The following is a 12,527-nucleotide window of genomic DNA, read 5'->3' as shown; positions in this document are numbered from 1 at the left end:
GCTTGCCATGTGGATCGATACACATTGCCACCTCGATGCCAGCGAGTTCGACGCAGACCGCGACGCGGTGGCGTCGGCCGCGCGCGCGTCGGGCGTCGGGCGCATCGTGATTCCCGCAGTCGCGCGCGAGAACTTCGCGACCGTGCGCGCGCTCGCGCATCGCACACTGGGCGCGGTCTACGCGCTCGGGATTCATCCGCTCTATACGCCGCAAGCCCGCGATGAGGATCTCGACGCATTGCGCGCCGAGGTCGCGGCGAGCCTTGACGATCCGCGCTTCGTCGGCATTGGCGAGATCGGCCTCGACTACTTCGTGCCGGGCCTCGACGACGCGCGCCAACAATACTTCTATGACGCACAACTGCGTCTTGCCAGCGAGTTCGACTTGCCTGCGATCTGTCACGTGCGCAAGTCGCAGGATCAGGTGCTCAAGGGCCTGCGCCGCCATGGCGTGCGCCGAGGCATCGCGCATGCGTTCAACGGCAGTTTCCAGCAAGCGAACGCATTCATCGAGCAGGGCATGCATCTGGGCTTCGGCGGCAACGTGACCTTCGAGCGGGCCTTGCAGATCCGGCGTCTCGCGGCGCAATTGCCGCTCGAGGCGATCGTCATGGAAACCGATGCGCCCGACATCTCGCCGTCCTGGCTCTATCGGGCGCGCAATACGCCGGACCAGGTGCCGCGCATCGGCGATGTGCTCGCTGCCTTGCGCGGCATGACGCCCGAAGAACTTGCCCTTGGCACAACGGCCAACGCTGTGGCGGCGCTGCCCCGGCTCGCGCTTTCATCTGCATAATTCTTTCGAAGGTGGCGCGTTTTATCGCACGATTTGCACGATAAAGGCGGCTGCGCGGGATTACCTGCGTGGTTCGTGCTTGCGCGTCGCCCTGCAACGAAGGAGGCGCGATGCGGACAGCGTGGTGCGGATTCGCCCTCGGAATAATCGTGCTGCAACGCCAGTCCGCATTGCCGGGGTGGGGCGCGTGGCTTGCGTTGACGGTGCTGGCCGCACTCGCGGCGCTGGCGGCGGCATGGATGCTGCTTGGCGTGCCCGGTGGCGTGCGCAAATTCGCCGGGTGGATGGCCGTTGGCTTGGCCTCGGCATGTGCGGGCTTCGGCTATGGGGTCTGGCGCGCAGAGCTGCGGCTTGCTGAGGCGCTGCCAGTTGCGTGGCAGACACGCGATATCGACGTGACCGGGCATATCGCGCGCATGATTGCCCACGACATAGGCAGGGCGAGCTTCCTGTTTGCCGTGGAGTCGTGGTCTATGCGCGCCGCTGGTGCGAAGCTGCCGCAACTCATACAACTCACGTGGGTGACGCGCGACGCGCCGCTGCCCCGCATCGAACCCGGCGCGCGCTGGCGCCTGAGCGTGCGGCTCAAACGTCCCCACGGCGAGGGCAACTTCGGCCTGCGCGACACGGAAACCACCTTGCTCTCGCGCGGCGTGCGTGCGACGGGCTACGTCAGCAACCCCGAGCACGCGCGGCGACTGGCACTAGACGCACAGGGCGCAGGCGTACGCATCGAACGAGTGCGCGAGGCGGTACGTGCGCGCATCGACGCCGTGCTTGGCGACGCGCCGCATCGCGGCATCGTCGTGGCGCTGGCGACCGGCGCGCAGGACGCCGTGAGCGACGCCGACTGGCGGCTTCTGCGCAACACCGGCACGAGTCACCTTGTGGCGATTTCCGGACTGCATCTAACGTTCGTGGCTGGCCTGTCCGGCTGGATTGTCGGCGCGCTTTGGCGACGAGCGCGCTGGCGCGGCATCGAGGCGCCGCTGTTCGTGCCGGCCCAGAAAATGGCCGTTGCCGGCGCGCTCTGCGTGGCGGCGGCCTACGCCGCGCTGGCAGGATTCAACGTCCCCGTGCAGCGCGCGCTGTGGATGCTCGCGGTCACGGCCACGGCGCTTTGGAGTTCGCGCGAACTGGCGCGCGGCCATGTGCTCGCGTGGGCGCTCGGTCTTGTGTTGCTGCGCGATCCGTGGGCGGTTACTGCGGCTGGATTCTGGCTCTCGTTCGGCGCCGTTGCGGCCATCCTGTTCGCGGCGACTGGCATGCCGCGCGTGCGGCAAATCGACGATATCGCGCTCTCGCCGGAAGAAGCCGATCCCATGCGCGAGAAGGCGGAGCCGCCAGAAGCGAGTCGTCCGCCACGCCTGAAGGCGCGGCTCTACTCCGCTTTCGGTTACGAGCGCTGGCGTAGAGCCGCGCGCAGCCTCTGGGCCAAGGTAAGGAACGGGGCGCGCGTTCAGTGGGCGGTCACGCTTGCACTGGCGCCGCTCACGGCGTACTGGTTCATGCAGATTCCCTTGGTGGGCCCACTGGCGAACGCTTTTGCGATTCCGTGGGTCAGCATGTTCGTGACACCTGCCGTGCTCGCGGGCGTCGTGCTACCCGCACCGCTCGATACCCTCGCGCTGCGTGCGGCGCATGTGTTGATCGAGGCGCTCGCCACCGCGCTCGCAACGCTGGAAGGGTGGCCCTGGGCCGTGCTGCGCCTGCCCCAACCCGGCTACTGGGCGCTGGGCTGTGCGGCGGTCGGCGTCGCATGGTGTCTCGCGCCGCGCGGCTGGCCGCTACGCTGGCTCGCGCCGTTTACCTGGTTGCCGCTCCTTGTGCCCCCGCCGAGCGGGCCGCCGCCAGGCGCGTTTCGCCTGAGCGCGCTGGACATCGGGCAGGGGACGGCGGTGCTCGTCGAGACCGCGCGGCACACTCTGCTCTTCGATGCCGGCCCCGGGCCGGAATCCACGCATGCAGGCGAGCGGATCGTCGTGCCTTATCTACAGGCGCATGGCGTGATGCGGCTCGATACGCTCATGGTGAGCCACGACGATTCCGACCATTCGGGCGGCGCGCAGGCCGTACTCGATGCCGTGCCGGTACATCAGTTCGTCGCGGGCATTCTGCCCGCTCATCCGCTTTGGGCGAGCGCGCGCCGCTCTGGCGCCGACACCGTGCAGTGCGCCGCTGGGCAGCGCTGGCAGTGGGATGGCGTCACGTTCGAAGTGCTCTGGCCAAATGCCGGACCACTCGCCGGCAAACCCAATGCGCATTGCTGTGTGCTGCGCGTCTCCACGGCGCCTGGTAGCGACACGGAGGGCGGCGTTGTCTCCGCATTGCTCGCCGCCGACATTGAGGCGCCCACCGAGCGCACGCTCGTCGCGCGTGACCCCGGCCGTCTGCAGGCCCAGGTGCTCGTCGTGCCGCATCACGGGAGCAAGACCTCGTCGACTGAACCGTTCCTCGACTCTGTCGAGCCGCGTGTCGCCATATTTCAGGTAGGCTACTTGAACCGGTTTCACCATCCGCACCCGGGGGTGTTCGCGCGCTACGAGTCGCGCCACATCGTGCTGGCGCGCAGCGACACCGATGGCGCGGCACGGGTCGAAGCAGCGCCGGGGGGGCTTGGCGTCGAGCGCTTTCGCGATACACAGCGGCGCTACTGGATGGACGCGGGCGAGTGACGCGCGTGCAAGCGCAGGGGAATCCGGTGAAACAACAGCAGCAAATCCAGCCACAAGACCGAGGACCGGAGACAACAGGGCATTGAAGAACGTCATCCACTTTTCACACGCGAACGGCTTTCCGGCCTCGATCTACCGCACGCTGTTCGCCGAACTCGGCGACACCCACGAGTTGCGCTACATCGAGCGCATCGGCCATGACGCACGCTACCCCGTGACGCGCGACTGGCCGCATCTCGTCGATCAACTGATCGAGGACATCGGGCGACGTTACGAAAATCCGGTCTGGCTGGTCGGCCATTCGCTCGGCGGCTATCTCTCGCTGATGGCGGCGCTCAGGAAGCCACACTGGGTGAGGGGCGTGGTGATGCTCGACTCGCCGGTGATCGCGGGCTGGCGCAGCAGCATGCTCAGATTCTCGCAATGGACAGGGCTCGACGAGCGCATCACGCCCGCAGCCGCCACGCGCACGCGCCGCACCAGTTGGGCCAACCGCGACGAAGCCTGGCGTCACTTTCACTCGAAGCCGGCGTTCGCGCGCTGGGACGAGCGCGTACTGTCCGACTATATCGACTTCGGCATTCCTCAGACCTCGGCCGACGGCACGCGCACGCTCGCGTTCGACCGTCGTACCGAGTACCTGATCTATCGAACCTTGCCGCATACCTTCGGCACGCGGCTCGCACATGGCTCGCCGGTGCCGGTCAGCTTTATCGGCGGGACGCACTCGAATGAGTTGCGCCATGCCGGCCTGGCGGCCACGCGGCGCCTTGCCGGCGAGCGCTTCGAATGGATCGAGGGCAGCCATCTCTACCCGATGGAACGGCCGATCGAGACGGCGCGCGCAGTGCAGCGCATGCTCTACGCAATGGCCAGCGGCGGCTGAGCGGTACGGTTCGCGCGGGCTCGTCCAGCGGCGTGTCCGGCGAGCATCGCGATGAGCACGCAAGGGGCGCAATCAGTCCCGCATGGACGTGCGCGGGGACGCGCGCCGCCCGATAAAGAGCTCGCGCAAAATTCAGGGTTAGCCCTTGCTTTACGGTATAATCCGTTTTTCCCGCGAGCATCCAGCGATGACCAAATATGTTTTCGTCACCGGCGGCGTAGTTTCTTCCCTTGGCAAGGGTATTGCCGCCGCCTCCCTCGCCGCGATCCTCGAATCGCGCGGTCTGAAAGTCACCCTCCTCAAGCTCGATCCCTACATCAACGTCGACCCCGGCACGATGAGCCCGTTTCAACACGGCGAAGTGTTCGTGACGGAAGACGGAGCGGAAACCGACCTCGACCTCGGCCACTATGAGCGCTTCATCAGCACGAAGATGCGCAAGGCCAACAACTTCACCACGGGCCAGATCTACGAATCGGTGATCCGCAAGGAACGCCGCGGCGACTATCTGGGCAAGACCGTGCAGGTCATTCCGCACATCACGAATGAGATCCAGGCGTTCATCGAGCGCGGCGCGGCTTCGGCCACGTGCGGCGAGCCGGATGTGGCGATCGTCGAAGTGGGCGGCACGGTGGGCGACATCGAATCGCTGCCGTTCCTCGAGGCCGCGCGCCAGATGAGCCTGCGCCTTGGCCGCAACAGCGCGTGCTTCGTGCACCTCACGCTGGTGCCGTTCATCGCCACCGCTGGCGAACTGAAGACCAAGCCCACGCAGCACAGCGTGCAGAAGCTGCGCGAAATCGGCATTTATCCGAACGTGCTGCTGTGCCGCGCGGACCGCCGCATTCCCGACGACGAACGCTCGAAGATCTCGATGTTCTCGAACGTGCCTGAAGACGCCGTGATTTCGGTGTGGGACGCGGACAGCATCTACAAGATCCCGCAGATGCTGCACGACCAGGGCCTCGACTCGATCGTCTGCGACGCACTGAAGCTTTCGGCCCGTCCCGCGAATCTCGCGGTGTGGTCGGAGATGGTCGAGAAGCTCGAGAATCCGCAGCACGAAGTCACGATCGGCATGGTCGGCAAGTATGTCGATCTGACCGAGTCGTACAAGTCGCTTATCGAAGCACTGCGCCACGCGTCGATCAAGACCTCGACGAAGGTGAACATCGAGTACATCGACTCCGAGCAGATTGACGAAGAGGGTGTCGAAAGCCTCAAGCGTCTCGACGCGATTCTCGTGCCGGGCGGTTTCGGCCGTCGCGGCACCGAAGGCAAGATCAAGGCCATTCAGTACGCCCGTGAAGCGAAGGTGCCGTATCTCGGCATTTGCCTCGGCATGCAGCTCGCCGTGATCGAATTCGCGCGCGACGTAGTGGGCCTGAAGCACGCGAACAGCACCGAGTTCGATCCGGACACGCCGGACCGCGTGGTCGCGCTCATCACCGAATGGAAGGACCGCGAAGGCAAGGTCGAGCAGCGCACTGAAGACTCGGACCTCGGCGGCACCATGCGCCTCGGTTCGCAGCGTTGCCCGATCAAGCCCGGCACGCTCGCCTCGGAAATCTATGGCAAGGATGTGAACGAGCGTCATCGTCACCGTTATGAAGTCAATAACGGCTACGTGCCCAAGCTCGAAGCCGGTGGCCTTATCATCAGCGCCCGTACACCGACCGAAGACCTGCCGGAGATGATGGAGTTGCCGCGCGACATGCACCCGTGGTTCGTAGGCGTTCAGTTCCACCCGGAATTCACGTCCACGCCGCGTGACGGCCATCCGTTGTTCAAGGCCTATGTCGAAGCGGCGGTCGCCCACCAGCAGGCGCAGGCTGAGGAGAAAGCATGAATCTGTGCGGTTTCGAGGTTGGTCTCGACAAGCCGTTCTTCCTGATCGCGGGCACCTGTGTCGTCGAATCCGAACAGATGACGATCGACACGGCCGGCCGCCTGAAGGAAATCACCGCGAAGCTCGGTATTCCGTTCATCTACAAGTCGTCCTACGACAAGGCCAATCGTTCGAGCGGCAAGTCGTTTCGCGGCCTCGGGATGGACGAGGGCCTGCGCATCCTCTCCGAAGTGAAGCGCCAGCTCGGCCTGCCCGTGCTGACCGACGTGCATACGGAAGAGGAAATCGGGCCCGTGGCATCGGTTGTGGACGTCCTGCAGACGCCCGCGTTCCTGTGCCGCCAGACCGACTTCATCCATGCGTGCGCGCGTTCGGGCAAGCCTGTGAACATCAAGAAGGGCCAGTTCCTCGCGCCGCACGACATGAAGAACGTGATCGACAAGGCGCGCGACGCAGCGCGTGAGGCGGGTCTTTCCGAAGACCGCTTCATGGCGTGCGAGCGTGGCGTCTCGTTCGGCTACAACAATCTCGTGTCGGACATGCGCTCGCTCGCGATCATGCGCGAGACCGGCGCGCCGGTCGTGTTCGATGCGACTCACTCGGTGCAGTTGCCGGGCGGGCAGGGCACGAGCTCGGGCGGCCAGCGCGAATTCGTGCCGGTGCTCGCGCGCGCGGCCATGGCCACGGGCATCGCGGGTATCTTCATGGAGACCCATCCGAAGCCCGCCGAAGCGAAGTCGGACGGCCCCAACGCCGTGCCGCTCAATCGCATGGCCGATCTGCTCGAAACGCTCGTTACGCTCGACCAGGCGGTCAAGCGTGCGCCGTTCCTCGAGAACGATTTCAACTGATCGCTGGATCAAGCAGTACGCAGTACGCGCCGCTTCGATTGCATGGGCGGCGCGATGGAGGAGCAACGCGGCGCAAGGCCGGCTGTGCAGCAGATGCATGGTCGGCGCGCCGCGGCAAGTTGAACCTGACGACCGCGCAGCCTGTCCCATGTGACGGTGTACCCCGAAAGCGCACAGAAGCTGTGCCTCGCGGGTCCGTGTCCATGCATCAGGCGGCTCCGGTCGCGCAAGAAATACAGTCATTTCCTGAGGAAACCATGAGTGCAATCGTAGATATCATCGGTCGCGAGATCCTGGATTCGCGCGGTAACCCCACCGTCGAATGCGACGTGCTGCTGGAGTCGGGCACGATGGGTCGCGCGGCAGTGCCGTCGGGCGCATCGACGGGCTCGCGTGAAGCGATCGAGCTGCGCGACGGCGAAGCCGGCCGCTACAACGGCAAGGGCGTGCTGAAGGCGGTCGAGCACATCAACACCGAAATTTCCGAGGCGATCATGGGCCTCGACGCTTCGGAGCAGGCCTTCCTCGACAAGACCCTGCTTGAACTCGACGGCACCGACAACAAGTCGCGTCTCGGCGCGAACGCGATGCTGGCCGTTTCGATGGCCGTCGCAAAGGCTGCTGCTGAAGAAGCCGGCCTGCCGCTGTACCGCTACTTCGGCGGATCGGGCGCGATGCAACTGCCGGTCCCGATGATGAACATCGTCAACGGCGGCGCGCACGCGAACAACAGCCTCGACATTCAAGAATTCATGATCGTGCCGGTGAGCCAGCCGACCTTCCGCGAAGCGCTGCGTTGCGGCGCGGAAGTGTTCCACGCGCTCAAGAAGATCCTCTCGGATCGCGGCATGAGCACGGCAGTGGGCGACGAAGGCGGCTTCGCACCGAACTTCGGCAGCAACGACGAGTGCCTCTCGACCATCCTGCAAGCGATCGAGAAGGCCGGCTATCGCGCCGGTGAAGACGTGCTGCTCGCGCTCGACTGCGCAGCCAGCGAGTTCTACCACGACGGCAAGTACCAGCTCGCGGGCGAAGGCCTGCAACTGTCGTCGGCCGAATTCGCCGACTACCTGGCAACGCTCGCCGACAAGTTCCCGATCGTCTCGATCGAAGATGGCATGCACGAGTCCGACTGGGCCGGCTGGAAGCTCTTGACCGACAAGCTCGGCAAGAAAGTCCAGCTCGTGGGCGACGACCTGTTCGTCACCAACACGCGCATCCTGAAGGAAGGTATCGAGAAGGGCATCGCCAACTCGATCCTCATCAAGATCAACCAGATCGGCACGCTGACGGAGACCTTCGCAGCCATCGAAATGGCCAAGCGCGCGGGCTACACGGCCGTGATCTCGCACCGCTCGGGCGAAACCGAAGACTCGACGATCGCCGACATCGCTGTGGGCCTGAACGCGGGTCAAATCAAGACCGGTTCGCTCTCGCGCAGCGACCGCATCTCGAAGTACAACCAGCTGCTGCGTATCGAGGAAGATCTCGGTGATATCGCCAGCTACCCGGGCAAGTCGGCGTTCTATAACCTCCGTAACGTTGGTTAAGCGGACCCGAGCCCGGCAGCAGCCTTGCTGTCCCTCTTCGTAATCTCTCTCCGCCGCCCTGCGTCAAGCGCAGGGCGGCGTGTATTTATCCGGCACACTACATGCGGCTTGTCACTGTCGTCCTGATTCTCCTGCTCGCGCTGATTCAGTATCCGCTCTGGTGGGGCCATGGCGGCTGGTTGCGTGTGCACGAGCTGCGTGAGCAGCTCGCGAAACAGCAGAAGCAGAACGACGACGAGAAATTGCGCAACGAACGCATTGCGGGCGAGGTGCAGGATCTCCAGAGCGGCACGGCGGCCGTCGAAGAGCGCGCGCGCTACGAGATGGGCATGGTCAAGGACGGCGAGGTATTCGTGCAGTTCGTTTCGCCTAACCAGCCGACGTCAGCTACGCCGACCGGCTCGTCGAACGTTTCCACGCGCGGCGAGATGTCGGCGGCGCCGGTCAAAGTGGTGCCCAACCCGGTGTCGCGCGTGCCGGAGAAGCGGCACGGGCACAGCAAGGATGCGAAGAAGGCAGGCTGAATCTCGCCTTCGAAGGACTAAAAAGCGCGGCTTCCGTTTGATGGAAGCCGCGCTTTTTTATTTCGTGCACGACGGGGTGTTTGGGCTGCGTGGGGTTGCGTGGGGCTGCGTACTTACCAGCCCCAGCCCGGGTAGCCATAGCCGATGCCTGTGCCCCAGCCGCTTCCCCAACCGCCGCTGTAATAGCTGCCATAGACGCTGACAGGCGGCGTATAGGCGCGCGACCAGGCTTGTGCGGCAGCCGCGGCGCTGGCTGCCTGGTCCGACTCGGAGAGCGCCTGACGGTCGATCTCATCGTAACGCGCGCGCTCATCGGACGTGAGCACCGGCGCGGTCTGCAGGGCGTCGGCCTGATTGGCGGGCAGACGGCTGTAGATCGGTGAAGGTCCGGGCGGATCTAGCGTGCAGCCGCTCATGAGCGTGACGCCCGCGGCGAGCGCTGCCGTTGCGAGCATCGCCCTTGTGCGCGGCAAGCCCCGTGCGCACGATTGCCATGCGAAGGACTTGTTCGAGTTCATTGCTTTTCCTCCATCTGTCGGACGCCTAAGCAACGCGGGTGATGAGCGGGTCCGGGATTCGGCTCATGGTTGCTGCCGCGCGTCGGCCCGTTGATGGGCCGACGTGCCCGCACGCCGAGAGTCGATCAGTGGCGCTGATCCTCGGCGGGGGCGACACCTTCTGAGAGCCCCGGCGTGGCGAAAAGTTGCGCCACATCGACGGGGTCGAACTCATAGCGCTGGTTGCAATAGTCGCAGTGGATTTCGACGTGGCCCCGTTCCTCGATCACGCCGTCGACTTCCTCGCGGCCCAGCATCTTGAGCATCGCGCCCACTTTTTCGCGCGAGCAACTGCACAGAAAGCGCGTAGACACGGGCTCGAAGTGATTCACGTTCTCTTGCCAGAAGAGGCGGCGGAACAGCGTCTCGGGCTCCTGCTCGAGCAACTCCTCGCGCGTGAGCGTGCCGCCGAGTGTGCAGACACGCTCCCACGTGTCGGCATCGAGTTCGTGCGGGTGCGGCACGATGCCGCCATCGCCGGGCAGCTTCTGCAGCAGCATGCCCACCGCGCGGTCGTCGTTCGCGCCCAGCCACAGGCGCGTGTCGAGCTGCTCGGAGTGGTGCATATAGTGCTCGAGCACTTCCGTGATGGATTCGAGCGGACCGTTCTCGCCGTTCAGCGGCACGATGCCCTGATAGGGCTGCTGGCCCGGCTGCTTGTTGGCAGGATCGAGCGTGATCACGCAACGGCCCTTGCCGCTCACGTTGATGAGATCGGCGAGCGTGGTGCCAACGGCCAGCGCGGCCACGTCTTCGGCCTCGACGCCTTCCGCGAGCCGGGCCGTCGCGCGCATCGAGAGGTCCGAGCTGCACTGGACGACCAGCATGCGCACCGGCCCGTCGCCGAGGATCTGCATGATCAGCGTGCCGTCGAACTTCAGATTGGCCGACAGCAGGGCGCAGGCCGCCATCATTTCGCCGAGCACGGTGCGCACGGGCGCGGGGTACTGGCGGCGCGTCAGCACCTCTTGCCACGTGTTGCGCAGCGAGACGATCTCGCCGCGCACGGGGGCCGCGCTGAACATGAATTTTTGCAACTGGTCGTTCACAATCTTTTCCTTCATTTGATCCTTGGCTAGCGCATCCCGCGAGCCGCGGCGGCGAGGCGGGCAGCTTTCAGCCCAGCCTTTAGCCGATCCGCACGAGTTGCGCCTTGAAATACTCGCGGCGCTCCGCGTAGACATCCGCGTTGCGCTTGAGGCCCGCAATGTCGGCCTCGGTGAGCTCGCGCACGGCCTTGGCTGGTGCGCCAAGAATGAGCGAGTTGTCGGGGAAAACCTTGCCTTCCGTTACCACGGCGCCCGCACCGACCAGACAGTTGCGGCCGATCACCGCACCATTCAAGACCACGGCCTGAATGCCGATGAGCGCGCCTTCCTTGACCGTGCAGCCGTGCAGCATGGCTTGGTGTCCGACCGTCACATTGGCTTCGAGGGTGAGCGGGAAACCGGGGTCGGTGTGCAGCACCGCGCCTTCCTGAACATTGCTGCGTGCGCCGACCTTGATCGGCTCGTTGTCGCCGCGCAGGGTTGCGCCGAACCAGACGCTCGAATCCTCGGCGAGTTCGACTTTGCCGATGACAGTGGCGTTGTCGGCGACAAAGACGCTCTCGTGAATGGTGGGCGCTGCTTCGCCAAGCTTGTAGATGGCCACGGTGTTAAGTCTCCTTTATCTGCTGGGGGCGGCTGTGGCATGCGTTCGAGGGCGCTGCGGGCCGGGTGAATCGCGTATTGTAAACGGTTGCGTCCGCTCGCTCTCACCGCCCCCGCAATCGCGCGGATTTGCGTGCCTGACGCGCTTGCGGCGGTCTGGCCACACATCCGTTGGCTTCTCGCCGACTTTTGTCCCGATTTTTGCCTCTTTTGCGATGAGTCCCGTGTTTCCCGAAGCCATCGGCGCCGCGCCGCAGCCTTCCATCGATTCCACCGATGGCACCCAAAGCCGCCCCGGTTGGCGCGCCGCCGCGCTCTGCGCCCTGCGCGAGCGCGATCCGCTTGCCAAAGCCGACGCTGTTGGCACGCTCCATGCCGAGGTGCTGGATGCTGCCTCCCGAGGCGCCGCGTACTGGGACGCGGCGCGAACGCTCGTGGCGCCCGCCGATCTCCCCGGCCGCCCGGCGCGTCCCGAACTGGTCGAGCCGCGCAGCCTGCAGCGCCGCAGCATGAGTACGCCGCAAGGGCGCGTCGTGCTGCTGCACGCGCTGGCGCATATCGAATTCAATGCGATCAATCTCGCGCTCGACGCGGTATGGCGCTTCGCGAACCTGCCCGATGCCTTCTACGCCGACTGGCTGAGGGTGGCGGCGGAGGAGGCGTATCACTTCTCGCTGTTGCGCCAGCGGCTGGCGGACTACGGCCATGTTTACGGCGATTTTCCGGCGCACAACGGCCTATGGGAAATGTGCGAGCGCACGAGCGGCGACGTGCTCGCACGCATGGCGCTGGTACCACGCGTGCTGGAGGCGCGCGGGCTCGATGCCTCGCCGCCTATCCGCGCGCGCCTGAAACAGGCCGGCGACGACGAATCCGCCGCGATCCTCGACATCATCCTGCGCGACGAGGTCGGGCACGTGCGCATCGGCAATCACTGGTTCCGTTATCTATGCGACGCGCGTGGCCTCGATCCGCATGCGGCATGGCTCACGCTCGCCGCGCAATACAACGCGCCACGTATGCGCGGGCCGTTCAATTTCGAGGCGCGCCGCTCGGCTGGCTTCGATCAGGCCGAACTCGACACACTGGCGGCCCAGGATGCCGCTGCGGCTAGCGAATCCGCTGCCCCGAACGGCACAGAGGAAAAGTGAACGTGCGCCAACCCATCTGTCAGATCGTGCCGATAT

11 protein-coding genes are annotated in these 12,527 nt (G+C 65.3%); 8 read left to right on the top strand and 3 right to left on the bottom strand.

Going from position 1 to position 12,527, the window contains the following annotated elements; translation table 11 throughout:
• Nucleotides 1–7: 7 nt before the first annotated feature.
• From HV773_RS14760 to ftsB, 7 genes are all read left to right on the top strand, one after another.
• Complete coding sequence (locus HV773_RS14760) at nt 8–796, top strand: TatD family hydrolase (protein WP_129561802.1); 789 nt, start codon at nt 8–10, stop codon at nt 794–796.
• Nucleotides 797–906: 110 nt separating this feature from the next.
• Nucleotides 907–3,471 (top strand): DNA internalization-related competence protein ComEC/Rec2, encoded by a 2,565-nt coding sequence (locus tag HV773_RS14755; protein ID WP_129561803.1) that lies wholly within the window; start codon nt 907–909, stop codon nt 3,469–3,471.
• Between the two features lie 82 nt (nt 3,472–3,553).
• Nucleotides 3,554–4,357, top strand: a complete 804-nt coding sequence (locus HV773_RS14750; protein ID WP_129561804.1) for an alpha/beta fold hydrolase — start codon at nt 3,554–3,556, stop codon at nt 4,355–4,357.
• Between the two features lie 187 nt (nt 4,358–4,544).
• Entirely contained in the window at nt 4,545–6,206 is a 1,662-nt protein-coding gene (pyrG, locus tag HV773_RS14745) for a CTP synthase (protein WP_129561805.1), read from the top strand.
• Complete coding sequence (gene kdsA, locus HV773_RS14740) at nt 6,203–7,057, top strand: 3-deoxy-8-phosphooctulonate synthase (RefSeq protein WP_129561806.1); 855 nt, start codon at nt 6,203–6,205, stop codon at nt 7,055–7,057. The genes pyrG and kdsA overlap by 4 nt, the downstream gene beginning before the upstream one ends.
• Nucleotides 7,058–7,314: 257 nt before the next feature.
• A complete protein-coding gene (gene eno, locus HV773_RS14735; protein WP_035531124.1) occupies nt 7,315–8,607 on the top strand; it encodes a phosphopyruvate hydratase in 1,293 nt (430 codons plus the stop codon).
• Between the two features lie 101 nt (nt 8,608–8,708).
• A complete protein-coding gene (gene ftsB / locus HV773_RS14730; protein WP_129561807.1) occupies nt 8,709–9,131 on the top strand; it encodes a cell division protein FtsB in 423 nt (140 codons plus the stop codon).
• Nucleotides 9,132–9,244: 113 nt separating this feature from the next.
• Here the strand turns inward: ftsB and HV773_RS14725 are convergent, their stop codons facing one another.
• From HV773_RS14725 to HV773_RS14715, 3 genes are all read right to left on the bottom strand, one after another.
• On the bottom strand, nt 9,245–9,649 hold the full coding sequence (locus tag HV773_RS14725; RefSeq protein WP_377731257.1) for a hypothetical protein: 405 nt from the start codon (nt 9,647–9,649) through the stop codon (nt 9,245–9,247).
• A gap of 125 nt (nt 9,650–9,774) precedes the next feature.
• Nucleotides 9,775–10,737, bottom strand: a complete 963-nt coding sequence (gene hslO / locus HV773_RS14720; protein ID WP_129563313.1) for an Hsp33 family molecular chaperone HslO — start codon at nt 10,735–10,737, stop codon at nt 9,775–9,777.
• 79 nt (nt 10,738–10,816) lie between these two features.
• Nucleotides 10,817–11,341, bottom strand: coding sequence for a gamma carbonic anhydrase family protein (locus HV773_RS14715; RefSeq protein WP_129561808.1), 525 nt, complete (start codon nt 11,339–11,341; stop codon nt 10,817–10,819).
• 214 nt (nt 11,342–11,555) lie between these two features.
• Between HV773_RS14715 and HV773_RS14710 the strand changes: the two genes are divergently transcribed.
• On the top strand, nt 11,556–12,491 hold the full coding sequence (locus HV773_RS14710; RefSeq protein WP_129561809.1) for a ferritin-like domain-containing protein: 936 nt from the start codon (nt 11,556–11,558) through the stop codon (nt 12,489–12,491).
• Nucleotides 12,492–12,527 lie beyond the last annotated feature (36 nt).

This window comes from Paraburkholderia caffeinitolerans, from assembly GCF_902859945.1.
In the GTDB taxonomy this organism is placed as follows: Bacteria; Pseudomonadota; Gammaproteobacteria; order Burkholderiales; family Burkholderiaceae; genus Paraburkholderia; species Paraburkholderia caffeinitolerans.
This window is presented reverse-complemented; position numbering and strand designations above follow the sequence as displayed.

Excerpts from the sequence above, each read along its gene's own strand:
- HV773_RS14760 (WP_129561802.1), top strand. The coding sequence starts at position 8 with ATGTGGATCGATACACATTGCCACCTCGATGCCAGCGAGTTCGACGCA.
- HV773_RS14755 (WP_129561803.1), top strand. The coding sequence starts at position 907 with ATGCGGACAGCGTGGTGCGGATTCGCCCTCGGAATAATCGTGCTGCAA.
- pyrG (WP_129561805.1), top strand. The coding sequence starts at position 4,545 with ATGACCAAATATGTTTTCGTCACCGGCGGCGTAGTTTCTTCCCTTGGC.
- kdsA (WP_129561806.1), top strand. The coding sequence starts at position 6,203 with ATGAATCTGTGCGGTTTCGAGGTTGGTCTCGACAAGCCGTTCTTCCTG.
- eno (WP_035531124.1), top strand. The coding sequence starts at position 7,315 with ATGAGTGCAATCGTAGATATCATCGGTCGCGAGATCCTGGATTCGCGC.
- ftsB (WP_129561807.1), top strand. The coding sequence starts at position 8,709 with ATGCGGCTTGTCACTGTCGTCCTGATTCTCCTGCTCGCGCTGATTCAG.
- HV773_RS14725 (WP_377731257.1), bottom strand. The coding sequence starts at position 9,649 with ATGAACTCGAACAAGTCCTTCGCATGGCAATCGTGCGCACGGGGCTTG.
- HV773_RS14710 (WP_129561809.1), top strand. The coding sequence starts at position 11,556 with ATGAGTCCCGTGTTTCCCGAAGCCATCGGCGCCGCGCCGCAGCCTTCC.